Here is a 13,827-nt window from a genome sequence, read left to right on the forward strand (position 1 = left end):
ATTGGACATCAACCAACAGCAACTCGCAACTGCAGGATATACTATCATCAACAATGTATTTACAACCGCTGCGGTCAACGCCATCGCAACTGAGATAGCAGATACCTCCGGTCCTGAAGAGATGCAATGGGCAGAATCAACCCATGGAACATCGTAAACAATGGAGGCGTTTGAGTGGGACAATAGTCAGACAGACTATTGAGGATGAAGTGCGGGAGGTATTGTTAAACGCCCGGGACAACGGTCATGAAATGAAAGTATGCATCGGTACAGACAGCCAGGTGAATGGCTGCTACACAGAGTTTGCTACAGTGATCGTATTTATTCGCAAAGGTAAAGGTGGCTTTATGTACATCCATAATGACACTATGGTTAAAAGAATGTCTGTTAAAGAGCGGATGCTTACGGAAGTAGCGAAAAGTATTGAGGTTGCCTACGAATTATGCAGCCTGTTCACCGCCTTCAATGTAGACATGGAGGTACATGCAGATATTAATACCAATCCAGGGTTTAAAAGTAACGACGCCTTGAAAGATGCAATGGGTTACATCCTGGGAATGGGCTTTTCCTTTAAAGCAAAACCCTTTGCTTTTGCCAGCAGCAGCTGCGCAGACAAAGCGGTTCATTGATATCAGCCTCACCGGCAATGGCGTACTGATAGACCAGTTGTGCCAGATCTTTATACCTCAGAAATAAGAAAGCCGGCTGCATAAGCAGCCGGCCCTTTTAACAAGCAAACCATGTAACCACATCAATCCCTGTGGCCTCTTCCTCTTGATCTTTCTCTTTTCCAATTGCCATGCTCAGGATGGCCTTTAACCCTGTAATATCTTGCATCATGACTGTCGCGGATAATCACCTGGTCGTGACGGCCCCTGTATCCTGCATATCTTACCTTATAGGTATTGTGATGCAGGTAAGGTCTTGGTTCATTGATCACTACCTTATAGCCATGATAGATGTCATAACCACGGTAACGTGGCGGTAAAGAAGGCGCCCATACCCAGCGCGGACCATCAAGGTATATAAACTGCCTGGAAGGCACGTAATAGTATGCTTCAATATCAGGCATATAATAATATTCTGCATAATCATAACCTACAGGTCCCCAAACCGGTTGACTGCCGATATTGAAGTTTACATTCACCCTCACCTGTGCACCTGCTTTCTGGAAAGCTATAGTACCCGTTAACAGTATAGCCAGCATTAAGATTCGTTTCATACTCGCATATATTTGATCTGATAGTTAGACAGCCACCGGAAAAAGGAGTTTAAAGCGTTAACATTCTTTAACAGTTGGATATCAGTTACATATAATTTTTTTCAAATAAACAGGGCGCCTGTAAAGACGCCCTGTAAACATTTCTTCACAGACAAAGCCGGCAATGGTTATTCCGTTAGCGGCGCTTTACGACGCGCCCCGCCAGAAAACCACTGTTGCAGATCATTATAAATAACATCTGCATCCGGCACATTTAATGTGGCCGCCCGCTTTACCGAATGGTAATAGCCAAGGGCCGTTGAGTAGGCTTCGCTTCCGCACAGTAGCATGGTATCATCCACGTTATTGTACAGCTGCTCGGCGAGGTAAAACAATGGAGTAAGGCCGGCAACCGCGCTTACGTTTTTCTGCAGCTCTTCAGGTGCTATGAAGGGCGGCGCAAACTGCGGCTGGGAACGGGCGTATACTACAGTTTTCTGAATAAAGGGAATGGTGTGCTCCTGCACCCTGATTAAACCCTGTCGCTCCTCAGGTGTTAGCTGGCGCAGGTAAGGATCTAATAAATGGTAAAGTTCGGTCAGCTTCTGTACTGCCTCAAGTAAGATTTCGGCGGGCATTACAATGGGAAATGCATTTTTTGCAGTCATTAGTATGGTTGGTTTAATCTGAAAAAAACGCTGCTAAGCTATTATTCACTATTCATCCGGCCATTAACCATTTTGTTCATTTTAATAATTATGGTTTCATATTATATATCTACTGCTAAAACAAAATGGAAGTACAGCTTCCGGTATTGACAGGACAGGCCGCCTGGAAAGGCAGCCTGCGCATGTTAGTTTTTATTGTAACCTATAACCCTGATAAGGGTAAATCTTAATATCCTGGAACTGCCAGCATAAGGGCACTTAGCAGTTGTTTTTGCATAGGTAAGAGATAAATTAAGCTTAAAGATAATATAAAGTTTTCGAGATAAACGGAGTTAATCCTTTAGTACATCTCTTAATACTGCAGGGTCCCCATCTATCTTTTCCGTGACTGTTAATCCTAAGATATGGGCTATCAATGGGTAGACATGCACATTGGCAAATGCACTTCTGGTATAACCGGTTTTGAATGCCGGCCCCCATGCCATGAATACCGCCTGCATATCCGGCAATTTATTGTCATAGCCATGGTGCCCGGGAGATATACGGCCATTTTTCCCTGCAAAGGAATAACCGGGATCCGCCAGAAGGATAATGTCGCCAATAAGATGATGACGATCTTCCTGTCCGTAATGCCACCTTTCCGGTGTTTCCTCTCTGAGTAATACCTGGTAGTGCTTCGCCCCTGCTTTCAGCTTCTGGTATATTGCTTTTACCCGTGCAGGATCATTGTTATACAGCATGATCTTTTCATTGGCCGCAGCTATTTTACAATCATCAAGAGAAAGATCTGCAGGAAGGCTGAGCGGATGAAGCGTATCTGCCTGCGTCATGCCATGATCTGATACAATAACGAAGTTAACGGGCAGCTGCAGCTTTGCAACTGCTTCCACCATCCTGCCAATAGCCGCATCCACAAATTGCACAGCATTCCGTGTACTGTCTGAATCGGGCCCGTACCGGTGCCCTGCATGATCCACTTCAGGAAAATAGAAAGTAATCAGGTGCGGGCGTTGGTCTTCCGGAAGACTTAACCACCTTGCCACTTGCTGTACGCGGCTGTCAGCTTCGGCCAGCTCATTATAAAGGAAATAGTATGTTGGCCGCACGCCCTGGATAGCCGCTTCAGACCCTACCCAGAAGTAACTGGCGCTTAGCATCTGCTGTTTTTCTGCCAGTACCCACAACGGCGTGCCTTTGTACCAGGAACTGTCTTCCACCGCAGCACGGTCACCTACACGGTATTGCCTGGTACGGCTGCTGTCATAAAATATATTGTCTGCTATGCCATGGTGAGAAGGATACATACCCGTGGCCAACGCATAGTGATTGGGAAAGGTAAGACTGGGAAAGCCTGGCTGCATGCTCTTTGCACGTACGCCTGTAGCAGACAGCCGCAACAGGTGCTGCGCATTGAATTTTTGTGCATAATCATGTCTGAATCCATCTATGGAGATCATGATTACATAAGGCTTTTGTTGCTGGGTGGCGCTGTTGCTGCGGCCCGGTACGATATGTTGTGTAGTGTCCTGGGCAAAGGCGGAAAAGGATAAGCTGGCGAATAGGCTAAATAACAGTAGGCGTTGTATCATATCCGGAATAAAACAATAAAATTAGGGATCATTTACTATTTTACGTGTTACATTTCAGTTATGCCAATAGTTCCACAGATATGCAATTACTAAAACCCACCTGGCGCTGGTTCGGGCCAGCCGACCCTGTTACTTTGCAGGATATCCGTCAAACGGATGCTACCGGCATAGTTACCGCATTACACCACATTCCTCATGGAGAAGTATGGACCGTAGACGAGATCAATGAGCGTAAACAGATGATAGCTGCTGCAGGTCTAAGTTGGGATGTAGTCGAAAGTGTTACCGTGCACGAGTCTATCAAAACACAAACAGACGATTACCGTACCTATATTGAAAAATACAAACAAACACTGGAAAACCTTGCGGCTTGTGATATCCGCATTGTTACCTACAATTTCATGCCGGTGCTTGACTGGGTGCGTACCAATATAGGCTATCGTCTTTCTAACGGCGCAGAGGCCTTGTATTTCGACCCGGCAGATCTGGCCTTGTTCGATATTCACTTACTGCAAAGAGATAACGCGGCTAAAGATCATGCCCCTGCTGCTGTGGCAACAGCAACACTTCGCTGGCAGCAGTATACGACAGCGCAGAAGCAGGCGATCGCCGATACTATTCTGCTGGGCATTCCCAGCGAAAAAAACTGGATATACCGGGTATAAAAGAACGGCTGCACAATTACGCTTCCATTACCCGTAACGATCTGCGTCAGCACCTGAAATATTTCCTGGAACAGGTGACGCCCGTAGCGGAAAAGTTAAATATTAAACTGGCCATTCACCCTGATGATCCTCCTTTTGATGTATTGGGCCTGCCTCGTATCGTAAGCAATTATGATGACATTGCATTTATACTCCAGGCAGTAGATAGTCCTGCCAATGGTATCTGTTACTGTACCGGCTCATTGGGCGCCGGCCGCCACAACGATCTCCCGGCTATCCTGAAGATGATCGGCAGCCGTGTACATTTTGTGCATCTGCGTAATGTACAGAAAGATGATAAGGGTAATTTCTTTGAAGCGGATCACTTGAATGGCGATGTTGATATGTACGCAGTCATGAAGCTTTTACTTGAACTACAGCAACAACAACCGCAGCCGATACCCTTCCGTCCCGATCATGGGCACCGCATGCTGGATGATCTTCATAAACAGGCTAACCCGGGATATACCGCCATCGGCAGGATGAAAGGCCTGGCAGCGCTGCTCGGCCTGGAGCTGGGTATTGCCGGCGGAATGTCAAACGGGCGATGAAGCTGCCTATAAGCTCTGCCTGCGCCATTCCATCCAGTAATTGAACAGAGGACCGTCTCCTCCGTAAACAGGATCTGTTGACGGCATTGATAACAGGGCTATGCGTGCATCTGCATCGGGCCTTTCGCCTGGCAATCCTTTCATGATGTCATACTGTTCCTGGCCCGGCGGATAGGCGCCCACACACAGGAAATCTGTACTGCTGTCAAGACTGCAGTGTGACACTCCTGCAGGGATGATCACTACATCGCCTTTTTTCAGCGGCAACACAATGCCATGCGGGCCGCCAAATTGCACATTAGCGTGACCGGCGGCTATACCTATTACTTCGTGAGAGGTGCTGTGATAATGAGGAAAGTCATAAATACCATTTTGCCACACACCGCCCCAGTTATTGCTGATGAAGAGTGCTTCAATGCCCGGTCCCGCTGCAAAGTTATCAGGCACCTGCAGGCAGTCTTCATAGTATAACACCGGCAGGTGCTCGTTATTGGGAAAAATGCCATCATCTTTGAGGGAATATGGCTGTACCTCGCTGGATAATAAAACAAGCTGTGCCATAAGATGTGAGTTTATAAATGTTATTATGCCTCAACTCTTGTACCATAAAAGTTTAAATTTGATAAGGGAGGAAAAATAGTATGGAAAATTTCATGTTAAAGTTTGAACATAACGGTCAACCGCATATCCTGGAAGTACGGCCATGGGTGCAGCAATATAAGGCAGTGTATAAGGTAAAGATCGAACAGCACGACATCACCTTCGAGCCGGATGAAGAAGGCCAGTTGCGCGCGGTAAGCGATACACATAAAGAACCGGGGCATATAGATGCCGGTTTATTGGAAAATGTAGCACGCCGTATTGAAGAACATCTTGAAGGAACAGATACACCGGAGAACACCTGACGGGGCTCAGGCGCCCTGGTTAACAGGCTTTATCTCCTCGTCATCCTTTGATTCTGCGATCAGGGAGCGTTCGTCCCAGCTGTCGGCCTCATTGTTCCACGGGTTGATTTTATCCTTATTGATCAGGTTTGATATTTCCTCTATCCGCTCTTTAAACATGTTCAGGAAGCTTTTCCTGTCATCCCGCAGGGCAGATAGCTCTTTCAGTGCTTTTTCATCATGCCGGCGGAAGGTGGCGGCTGCACGGCGGGCATTATAGGCGCGGTGACCAAGCATCCGTAGTGCATCGGCGCCCATCCGCAGTGAAGTGTCCAGCGGTTCGCGGTAAATATGCAGTACCCCTAGTTCCATCAGGTCAAATACGTCTGTAATGGTTTCTGCTTTCACCAGCATTTGAAGGTCCGGAAAGTGCTTGCGTACCATTTTCACCACGTCAGTCGTTTGTTCAATGGAGCCGGTGGCGATGATGATCAGTTTCGCTTCTGCAGCGCCGGCCGCATGCAACAGGTCATACCGGGAAGCATCGCCGTAATAGGCGCGTATGCCCAGGTTATGCAATAGGTCTATGCGGTCAGAGTCCAGGTCCAGTATGGTGGTGCGTACACCATTGGCCAGCAGAAAACGGCCTATTATATTGCCAGACTTGCCAAAACCTGCCAGTATCACGGGGTTCTTTACATCTATAGCGTCCGCTTCGCGGGCAGAATCTTCTGTAATAGTAAATCTTGGCTGCAGCAGCTTTTCATAAAGCATGATCATCAGCGGAGTAAAAGCCATGCTCAGGGCCACGGCAGCAGTGATCATGCCGGTAGTTTGTGCCGGTAATATCCCGGTCTGCTGACTGAACGAAAGGAGTACGAAAGCAAATTCACCTACCTGCGAAAGGCTGACAGCAAAAAGCATATTCTGGTCTGTGCTTAAGCGAAAGATCTTTCCCAGGGCAAACAGCAGCAGGCCTTTCAGCAGCATTAGCGCCAGCACAAAGCCCAGCATCAGCAACGGGCTGGATAGCACCAGCTTGAAATCGATCGAGGCCCCTACCGCCATAAAGAAAAGGCCCAGCAACAGACCTTTAAAGGGCTCTATATCGCTTTCCAGTTCGGCGCGATATTCACTATTGGCCAGCACCACGCCGCCTAAAAAAGCTCCAAGCGCAGGACTAAGCCCCACGATCGTCATCAGTACTGTAATAGCCACCACTAAGAGCAGGGCAAAAGTGGTGAACAGCTCCCGTATCCGGGTGCCGGCCACCAGGCGCAACAGCGGCCTTACAAGGTAACGCCCGGCCACTATAATGATACTGACTGCCCCTATTACCACCAGCGTTTGCGCCCAGCCGGGCAGGTTCTCCCGGAAGGTATGGCTCCCGCTATCATGGGCAGCGCCCGCAGGAGCCAGGAGCGGAAAGACGGCCAACATGGGGATTACGGCAATATCCTGGAATAGCAGTACAGAAAATGCGCTCTGCCCAGCGGCAGATGACATAGCGCCCTTCTCTTTGAGGCTTTGTAGCACAATGGCCGTGGAAGACAGGGAAAGGATCATTCCCAGCGCCAGCGCAGCTTGCAGGGGCAGGCCGATCAACCAGGCCAGGCCTGCGATCAGCGCGGTAGTAGCCACAACCTGTATACCGCCCATGCCAACGATGGGCGCACGCAGCTTCCAAAGCAGTTCAGGTTCCAGCTCAATGCCAATCAGGAACAGCATCATTACCACCCCAAATTCTGCAAAATGCATGATGTCCTGGCCTTCAGCCCCTATGAAGCTCATTACGTTAGGGCCTATGAAAATGCCGGCCAGCAGGTAGCCCAGTACAGAACCAAGCCCCAGCTTTTTGGCAAGCGGTACAAATGCAACAGCGGCGGCCAGGTATATCAAAGCAGTAAAGAAAAAGGAGTGTTGGTCCATAAAGTGACGGTTCGACGGTTACCGATGTTGTTCGTATGTTTTCTTTGTGTTTTCTTAGTTTTATCCAGGTCTTTTTCTAGTCTTCTCCTGGTCTTTTCCTCGTCTTACCTTAGTGTTATCGCCGGGAGAGCTTAACCCTGCTTTAGTGCTTTCCGCACTAAAAGCGCATGGAAGCTTAGGTTAAAGCGCATCACAGCTTAGTAAGCGCTTACTAGCCATGATGATCCTCTCCGGATACTTCGGCAGGAGTTAAATCGTTCAGGTATTCTGCCTCCTCCAATGCGGCCTGTGTAAAACGGTCGTCTCGCAGGTCTTCCAGCAGCCGGCGGTAAGACTGGCAGCAGAACGGCAGATCCTTGTTCTCCATGCGGTGTGTGCCATGAATGACCATGGGCGGCAGGTAATACATATTGCAGAGGTTCGCTGTTTGCCGGAAAGGCAGCAGGAACTCATGAACGGTAAAGCCATGATGTCCACCACGGGTATAAGACTCCCTGGAACCGCCGGCCGACACCACATTGCCCATCCGCTTGCCCTTCAGGGCAGTGCCGGTATGGCCGTATGCCCAACCGTGCTCCAGCACCAGATCCTGCCACTGCTTTATAATGGCCGGAGCGCTGTACCAGTAAAAAGGATGCTGGAAGAGGATGGTGTCGTGCTGTAGCAGCAGCGCCTGTTCCCGCTCTATGTCTATATCCAGGTCCGGGTACAGTTCATACAGGTCATGCAGGGTAACTCCTTCCATTCCTTTGACACTGTTCACCAGTCCCGCATGTATCCGCGATTTCTCCAGCGCCGGATGCGCAAAGAGGATCAGTATTTTTGCCATACCATAAATTAGTTAATTATTCATTATTCTGCATCCGAATATTCCTGCAGCAGCTGCCGGTAGCGGTTCAGGATGCCTGATTTAGACACAAAGCCTGCCAGGCGTTTATTTTCCACTACCGGCAGGTTCCATACATGCGCTTCGTCCAGTTTCCGGATCACTTCAGCTGCGCTGTCTTCGGGGTGAACCACCGCCGGCGGCGCCTTCATCAGCTCCTTAACGAAAACGGTGTCATATAGTGAGGGGTTGAACATGATGGGACGTATGTCTTCCAGTGTTATAATGCCTTCCAGGAAATATTCATTGTTCACCACCGCCACCATATTGCGCTTGCCCGCTTTAATAAGTTCTACCAGCTCCCGTAAACTGCTGTTAATATTGATCTGCTGCACATCCCTTTCAACCAGTTCTTCAATCTTCAGGATAGACAGGATATTCCTGTCATGCTCACGGGTAAAGATCTTACCCGCATCCGCCAGTTCCTTCAGATCAGGTGAAATAGTGGAAAACCATTTGCCCACCAGGAAGGAGGTAGTTGATACGATCATCAAAGGTATAAAAAGGTCATATCCTGAGCTGGATTCGGCAATCAGGAAGATAGCCGTCAGCGGAGCATATAATACACCGCTCATCACGCCGGCCATGCCTACGATCACCAGGTTCATCACCGGCACTCCGGAGAGGCCCATCTGTATGCAAAGCATGGAAAAGAAATATCCCAGGAACCCCCCGGCAAACAAGGAGGGGGCAAAATTACCGCCATTGCCACCCGCCTGGATGGTAAAGGAGGTGGCAAAGCTCTTGAGCAGGCATACACAACCGGCAAAGAGCAAAACGATCCAGTTCTGCACAGGAATATACCGCAGGAAACTATGCTGGATAATGTTGCCTGCATCGCCATTCACCAGCTGCTTAACAGATTGATAACCTTCTCCGAACAGGGGAGGCATCATCACACAAAGCAATGATACCACGGCGCCGCCCAGCATGGCCTTCTGCAGTTTGCTCCATTGCAGCCGCAGAAAGAAATGTTCCACCTTCCGGGAGATTACCACAAAATAACGCGCATAAAAACCACACAGAATACCCAGTACAAGATAGTAGGGTACATTGTGGTAATTAAAAGGCACGCGGGATTCAAAGTGAAAAAGCGCTTCTTCCTGCAGGATCACCTTGGATAAGAGACTGCCACAAACAGCAGCCAGTATGAGTGGTATAAAATCAGAGAACACCACACCGGTAAGCAATATCTCAAAGGCGAACATCATTCCGGCAATAGGAGCATTAAAAGCAGACGCTATTCCTGCAGTGGCGCCTGCTGCCAGCAGCAAGGTCCGTTCCTTGTAGCCGAGATGATAATTGCGGGCATAATTGGAGCCGATAGCCGCCCCTGTAACGGCAATAGGGCTTTCCAGCCCTGCAGAGCCGCCCAGCCCTACAGTGATGGCGCTTTGCAGTATTTGCGAGTACATCTTTACAGGCGCCACCAGGCTGCTGTTCTGTGCTATCTCGTATAGGATGGCCGGAATCCCTTTGCGGGACTGCCCTTTAAAAAACCAGATCACCACCAGTGTGGTCAGCACAATGCCGAGGAAGGGAAAGACCAGGTAAAAAAATATCTGTGTGCTGAAATGTACTTTATAGGTGATAACGTAGTGAATGTAGTGTACCAGCATTTTCAGGGTTACACCCGCCAGCCCGGCAGCGGAGCCCACCAGTATGCCGGAGAGGATAAGGAACTGCGTTCTGTTCAGTTTGCTGCTCAGCCAGTGAATAATGAGCTCATAGCTTCTCACTTTCTTTACACTGTAGCGTTCAAAATCCTGTTTAAAGCGAAGAAAACTGTGGTATTTGCGGATACGGCTGAATTGGCTCATACCTGCAAAGGTAAAGATTAACGGGCGGAAGCTACAATTCTATCAGTGCGTACACCTTATCGTTCATATACGGGCCGCCCGGATGGCGCGCGGTATAATCCAGGTTGATCCAGTAATTACCTTTCATTTCATGGTAATAAATTTCGCGTACGGCGGGCCTGGGAAAGAGGGTCACGATCGCCTGCTTCAGCGCTTCAAAATCTGCTTTGTTGCCGCAATATAGTTCCGGGTAGGCATGCCCCTGTATCAGCACAATACGGCAACGTGCGCCAATAGACTGCAGGCAGGAGGCCATAAGAATAGAGTGGTCATCGCAATCGCCACCCAGCCCGTTCATAATGGTTTCCTGTGGGGTGGCAAAGTATTCGTCCCTGCGGGAATCCTGCACGTATTTAAAATGGGTGTTGATATAGCGGAAGAGCGAAAGGTACCGTACTGCTTTTCCGTACTTGGGAAAGTATTCATCGAAGTTTTCCAGGGAATGCTGTACGGAAAAATTGCGCACCAGGGAATCCTTGAAATTAACCTTGTCTTTGATGCCTTTTACTGTTTTATCCCGGTAAGTTTCCACACGGGTAGGGTACAGGCTAAGGATATCCAGCATCTTGTTGTCTTTAGCGCCCCAGTTGCCCTGTACCATGCCTTTATAGTCGTTCAGCACATTGTTGAAGGTGTAACGGCCTGAGAAATAATTGAATAGCAGTACGCCCGTTACCAACGCAAAGGCGGGAATGATCAGGGGCTTGAAGATCCATAAAAGCAAACGGGTGAACAGGAAAGACAGGATAATGGAAACCATCATGTCCAGGTGCCAGCCTCCCGCTACAATCTGCGGGATATACCGGTTCAGATAGGGTGCCAGCGGTATTACGGTCAACAGGCTCAACATGTTGAGCAGGAATTCCTGGAGGCTGGTGTATTTACTTTCATCGATAGCCATTCTGCCTTGCAAATAAGGCAAAATTATGCCAAGAATGAAGAAGTTTTATTACCACATTTTAGCCACCTGTTTAAATGATGTGCTTCTTTGTATGAGCTCAATCTGTTGTTGGGCCTGGAATAATTGCTTGTCCATTTTCAGCCGCTGGTAGATCTTGCGCAGCAGGGAGAAGTTCATGAGCCCCAATAGTTTAAGGTCTTGTTTCTGGGCAGTTTCCATGGCTGTTTCAGCTGCGCGGATCGCCTTATTATATTCCTGGTTGTTATAATGCACATTTGCAAGGATGACCTTCTGCAGTGTTTCCAGGTAACGTACCCCGTAAAGGTCTGCCGCATACTGGTGGAGCACTTCATCCAGGTGGCGGCATATTTTTTCGGCCATCTGATGATTGCCCAGGTTGAGCTGTGCATAGGCCTGCCAGCAGAGCAACGTTTGCCGGAGGGTGTCAAACTTCCGGTATTGCAGCGAAGGATAGTTCTCAAATAGCCGCTTGCTGAAATTGAACAGGTGGGCATAATCATTCATCAGTATGAACACCAGTCCCATATTGCGGTATATGATCTCCTGCTGTACGGAGAATTGCGGCTGCGAGGTACCGCTCCAGTAGCGGGTATAGTTATAGATCTTTTCCTTGATGCCTTCGTTAACAATGCCAAATTTCAGGTATTCATAGATGAACAGGTAAATTTCATAGGGGGTGATCCAGAGACTGTCATCCATATGTTCCCTGTTGCAGATCCTTTTGATGTTATTGAGCTCCAGTTCGCATTGCTCGGCATCCAGCTGCATAAGCGACATCCGGAAAAGAATGCTCCTTATTTTCAGGCGGTCTTCCGGTCCATCCGCCAGCCCGAACAGGGCCAGCAATACCTTCCGCTTGCTGAAATGCATGAATTCCTCGCTGATAAATTCGCTGAGCGGGTGTTTCTTAAAGTATCCAGGGGGGAAGATGGTCTTCAGCTCTACCTGGCGGTCGCCTTCGTGCTGATAATGCAGCACCAGGTATTCCAGCAGGAATGATTTTTCTATGTGTGAAAGCGGGAGGTCGAACATTTTTCGGATGCCCTCCGGCTGGTCATTATTGAGGGCATAGCGCAATAGCCATTTAAATACGCTGGCGCGATAGGTAGAGGGAGGCAGGTGCTGCAATACTCCCTGCAACATAGGCTCTCCTATCAGGTGGCCGCCTTCCTGAATATAATGCATGGCAGTGAAGTACTCCAGCAGGAAGTTATGCGCAAAGCGCACCTTTACATTGAACATGATCTCCTGGCTGAGGTTCTCCTCCACCAGTATATTATCCGCCAGCAATTCCTTATAAGCCGGGAAAAGATCGGAATTCTGGTTCAGCAGCAGTTGCTTGTCGATATACTGTCCACCGCGGCCATAATCAAGGAGCGACAGCAGCTGTTCAATGATCCGGATCTTGAAGGAATTGGTCTGGGAGCTGAATACCCGTTGCTGTATGAATTTTGAAACGATCTCGAAGAGGCTCAGATGCTCATCGGCAAGGGATTGCTCCGGCCCGGCGTTCAGCTGGCAGAACAGCTGCAGGTAGTACGGGTAACGCAGCTTTTGCAGGAAATGCTCACTAAAAGTGCGTACGGTGGCCGGGTCAAACTGGTGGTTGTATAAGATCGATTTAACTTCCTGTTCGGTGAGCAGCGGCAGGTTGATATTGGTTTCTTCGTCCATTTCCGCGCCCAGGTACCAGTAGCGGCGAAAAGCGGGGTACTGCACGGAATGCTGGAATATTTCAGCCCAGGTATTGCTGCGGATAGACAGTATCACTTTTACCCAGGGAAAGAGATCGTTGGAATATACAAAGTCTTCCAGCTTGGTATACATCAGCCGGAGCTTGTCGCCGGCTACCGCTATTTCGTCAAAACCGTCTATGATCAGTACCAGGCGGCCACCTTTTTTATCAAAATGGCTGGCAAAATATTCCCGGAAGTTTTCGCCACTGCCCAGGTTAAGCTGGTTGTCCAGCCAGGAGGAAAGGGAGAACCCTTTCAGCAGCAGGCTGCCTGCAGCATGTGCGTGGATGAACCAGCAAATATCCTGCTTGTAACGGGCCTCTTTGCCAAACCAGAAATGTTCTGCAAGATGTACCAGGGTCACTGATTTTCCCCAGCCGGAGGGCGCGATGAATGCAGTAGCGGCATAATCACTTTCCAGGAACCTTTCTATATGGGCAGTGCAATATTGCCGCGGAACGGTGGATGTAAAAGAAACACCAGAGCGGTTCTTTAACGTCACCATTGTATAATGGGAGACAGCATCGGCCTTGTTCTTAAGGTCGGCCCATTTACTGTTATCCACAGCTACGTCGCCGCTCAGCCGCTTATAATGATGGGTTTGAAAGTCTTCCCAGTCTTTATAATTGCAATATTGTGATAAGGTATTAAGTGTATAACGGGAGAAGCTGTGCTGGGCTACGGCAAATCCGAACACTCTTTTGAGGGTTGTTTCGCTGACCAGTTTAGTAGTGGCGTCCAGGATGGATTGCGAGAGGTGTTTACAGTCTCCCGGCAACATTACTTCTACGCCAAATCTCCGCAGCACTTCTTTTTGCAGCGTTATGATAAAATCATAGGATAGATCTATCATAGGGAGTGATAAATGGTTTTAGATGATGGATAGTCTTTAGGTTTC

At 48.7% G+C, this 13,827-nt stretch carries 12 protein-coding genes and 1 pseudogene; 4 read left to right on the forward strand and 9 right to left on the reverse strand.

The genetic code is table 11. From position 1 onward, the window contains the following. The first annotated feature begins 1 nt into the window (after position 1). The gene (locus tag ACR9Y8_RS18660) at positions 2 to 157 is read left to right on the forward strand and encodes a hypothetical protein (protein WP_481214761.1); all 156 of its coding nucleotides are present in this window, start codon (positions 2 to 4) and stop codon (positions 155 to 157) included. After that, positions 144 to 629, forward strand: coding sequence for a ribonuclease H-like YkuK family protein (locus ACR9Y8_RS18665; RefSeq protein WP_481214762.1), 486 nt, complete (start codon positions 144 to 146; stop codon positions 627 to 629). The genes ACR9Y8_RS18660 and ACR9Y8_RS18665 overlap by 14 nt, the downstream gene beginning before the upstream one ends. A 122-nt stretch (positions 630 to 751) precedes the next feature. On the opposite strand, the gene ACR9Y8_RS18670 is transcribed toward ACR9Y8_RS18665, so the two are convergent. The 3 genes from ACR9Y8_RS18670 to ACR9Y8_RS18680 all read right to left on the reverse strand — a co-directional run bounded on the left by ACR9Y8_RS18670 (position 752) and on the right by ACR9Y8_RS18680 (position 3,458). Further along, positions 752 to 1,222, reverse strand: a complete 471-nt coding sequence (locus ACR9Y8_RS18670; protein WP_481214763.1) for a hypothetical protein — start codon at positions 1,220 to 1,222, stop codon at positions 752 to 754. 167 nt (positions 1,223 to 1,389) lie between these two features. Then, complete coding sequence (locus tag ACR9Y8_RS18675) at positions 1,390 to 1,869, reverse strand: hypothetical protein (RefSeq protein ID WP_481214764.1); 480 nt, start codon at positions 1,867 to 1,869, stop codon at positions 1,390 to 1,392. 332 nt (positions 1,870 to 2,201) lie between these two features. Next, on the reverse strand, positions 2,202 to 3,458 hold the full coding sequence (locus ACR9Y8_RS18680; protein ID WP_481214765.1) for an alkaline phosphatase family protein: 1,257 nt from the start codon (positions 3,456 to 3,458) through the stop codon (positions 2,202 to 2,204). An 80-nt stretch (positions 3,459 to 3,538) separates the two neighbouring features. Here ACR9Y8_RS18680 and uxuA point away from each other — a divergent pair. Then, positions 3,539 to 4,713, forward strand: a pseudogene (gene uxuA / locus ACR9Y8_RS18685) (mannonate dehydratase). Positions 4,714 to 4,719: 6 nt separating this feature from the next. Here uxuA and ACR9Y8_RS18690 read toward each other — a convergent pair. Further along, complete coding sequence (locus ACR9Y8_RS18690; RefSeq protein ID WP_481214766.1) at positions 4,720 to 5,274, reverse strand: cupin domain-containing protein; 555 nt, start codon at positions 5,272 to 5,274, stop codon at positions 4,720 to 4,722. A 92-nt stretch (positions 5,275 to 5,366) separates the two neighbouring features. Between ACR9Y8_RS18690 and ACR9Y8_RS18695 the strand changes: the two genes are divergently transcribed. Further along, the gene (locus tag ACR9Y8_RS18695) at positions 5,367 to 5,618 is read left to right on the forward strand and encodes a hypothetical protein (protein WP_481214767.1); all 252 of its coding nucleotides are present in this window, start codon (positions 5,367 to 5,369) and stop codon (positions 5,616 to 5,618) included. 6 nt (positions 5,619 to 5,624) lie between these two features. On the opposite strand, the gene ACR9Y8_RS18700 is transcribed toward ACR9Y8_RS18695, so the two are convergent. The 5 genes from ACR9Y8_RS18700 to ACR9Y8_RS18720 all read right to left on the reverse strand — a co-directional run bounded on the left by ACR9Y8_RS18700 (position 5,625) and on the right by ACR9Y8_RS18720 (position 13,782). After that, the gene (locus ACR9Y8_RS18700) at positions 5,625 to 7,526 is read right to left on the reverse strand and encodes a monovalent cation:proton antiporter-2 (CPA2) family protein (protein WP_481214768.1); all 1,902 of its coding nucleotides are present in this window, start codon (positions 7,524 to 7,526) and stop codon (positions 5,625 to 5,627) included. Positions 7,527 to 7,737: 211 nt separating this feature from the next. Beyond that, entirely contained in the window at positions 7,738 to 8,355 is a 618-nt protein-coding gene (locus ACR9Y8_RS18705; RefSeq protein WP_481214769.1) for an NAD(P)H-dependent oxidoreductase, read from the reverse strand. A gap of 23 nt (positions 8,356 to 8,378) precedes the next feature. Continuing rightward, a complete protein-coding gene (locus tag ACR9Y8_RS18710) occupies positions 8,379 to 10,232 on the reverse strand; it encodes a chloride channel protein (RefSeq protein ID WP_481214770.1) in 1,854 nt (617 codons plus the stop codon). A 31-nt stretch (positions 10,233 to 10,263) separates the two neighbouring features. Then, positions 10,264 to 11,184, reverse strand: a complete 921-nt coding sequence (locus tag ACR9Y8_RS18715; protein WP_481214771.1) for a transglutaminase domain-containing protein — start codon at positions 11,182 to 11,184, stop codon at positions 10,264 to 10,266. A gap of 36 nt (positions 11,185 to 11,220) precedes the next feature. Next, positions 11,221 to 13,782 carry an NACHT domain-containing protein gene (locus ACR9Y8_RS18720; protein ID WP_481214772.1) on the reverse strand — a complete coding sequence of 854 codons (2,562 nt, stop codon included), beginning with the start codon at positions 13,780 to 13,782 and terminating at the stop codon, positions 11,221 to 11,223. Positions 13,783 to 13,827: the final 45 nt, after the last annotated feature.

The organism is Chitinophaga sp. SVR4-12A (genome assembly GCF_056754765.1).

Excerpts from the sequence above, each read along its gene's own strand:
- ACR9Y8_RS18665 (WP_481214762.1), top strand. The coding sequence starts at position 144 with ATGGAACATCGTAAACAATGGAGGCGTTTGAGTGGGACAATAGTCAGA.
- ACR9Y8_RS18695 (WP_481214767.1), top strand. The coding sequence starts at position 5,367 with ATGTTAAAGTTTGAACATAACGGTCAACCGCATATCCTGGAAGTACGG.
- ACR9Y8_RS18675 (WP_481214764.1), bottom strand. The coding sequence starts at position 1,869 with ATGACTGCAAAAAATGCATTTCCCATTGTAATGCCCGCCGAAATCTTA.
- ACR9Y8_RS18700 (WP_481214768.1), bottom strand. The coding sequence starts at position 7,526 with ATGGACCAACACTCCTTTTTCTTTACTGCTTTGATATACCTGGCCGCC.
- ACR9Y8_RS18670 (WP_481214763.1), bottom strand. The coding sequence starts at position 1,222 with ATGAAACGAATCTTAATGCTGGCTATACTGTTAACGGGTACTATAGCT.
- ACR9Y8_RS18690 (WP_481214766.1), bottom strand. The coding sequence starts at position 5,274 with ATGGCACAGCTTGTTTTATTATCCAGCGAGGTACAGCCATATTCCCTC.
- ACR9Y8_RS18720 (WP_481214772.1), bottom strand. The coding sequence starts at position 13,782 with ATGATAGATCTATCCTATGATTTTATCATAACGCTGCAAAAAGAAGTG.
- ACR9Y8_RS18710 (WP_481214770.1), bottom strand. The coding sequence starts at position 10,232 with ATGAGCCAATTCAGCCGTATCCGCAAATACCACAGTTTTCTTCGCTTT.
- ACR9Y8_RS18680 (WP_481214765.1), bottom strand. The coding sequence starts at position 3,458 with ATGATACAACGCCTACTGTTATTTAGCCTATTCGCCAGCTTATCCTTT.
- ACR9Y8_RS18705 (WP_481214769.1), bottom strand. The coding sequence starts at position 8,355 with ATGGCAAAAATACTGATCCTCTTTGCGCATCCGGCGCTGGAGAAATCG.